General features: G+C 60.8%; 1 protein-coding gene. It reads right to left on the bottom strand.

Going from position 1 to position 735, the window contains the following annotated elements; translation table 11 throughout:
- Positions 1–22 precede the first annotated feature (22 nt).
- Positions 23–735: outer membrane beta-barrel protein (locus tag HW554_RS20295; protein WP_218134819.1), on the bottom strand; the 713-nt coding region annotated here is incomplete at its 5' end.

The raw sequence follows: 735 nt of genomic DNA, 5'->3' as shown, positions 1-735 counted from the left end.
ACCGTTTTTTTAAACTGGCGGGTTACGGCTTGGTCGGCCCGAACAAATAGGTGACGCCCAGGTTGGCCCCGCTGCCCAGGATCATGCCAAAGCCTCCATAAGGCAGAATGCGAAGGTTTTTGTTGACGACCGCTTGGGCTCCCACCGCCACGTGCGGGCCCAGCTGGTAGCGCAACCCGAGGCCCGCCACCAAATGCGGCTCCGTCAAATCCCTGGTCGGGGAGGTATAACTTTGGCTGCGGGTGGGGGAGGTCCGGGTAATTGTCTCGGACGAACGGCCGTGCACCACGGCCACGCCCAGCAACCAATCCAGTTGAAGGGGCCGCTGCGGGCGGCGCCCGCTGTAGCGCAGCAACACCGTGAGCGCCGTGCTCTTGATTCTTTCCTTCGTTCGAACGCTAAACGTCTCGCCATCAATCACGCTTTCCCCGCCGTTGCTTTGTTGTGTTCGCTGCCCATACTGCAACTCGGCTTGAAGAGCAACCCGGGGCGTGAGGTAATAGCCGGCGGATACATACGCGGGCCGTATCTGCGAAGTGGGGCCGTTGAGAGTAAAGTACTTGTGAGAAGCCACGCCGGCGCCGGCGTACCAGCGCCCTTTGAGCCCCGTCGAATCCGGGGCTTGCCCGCGTGCGGTGCTGTGCCCGCACAACAGGACCAGGGCAACTTTTGCTACAACGTGTTTTCCGAGCGACATGGCCGTTGAATGGGTAGAGAGTAGGCGATAAAGCAAAT

Source organism: Hymenobacter lapidiphilus (assembly GCF_013377885.1).
Taxonomy (GTDB): Bacteria; Bacteroidota; Bacteroidia; order Cytophagales; family Hymenobacteraceae; genus Hymenobacter; species Hymenobacter lapidiphilus.
This window is presented reverse-complemented; position numbering and strand designations above follow the sequence as displayed.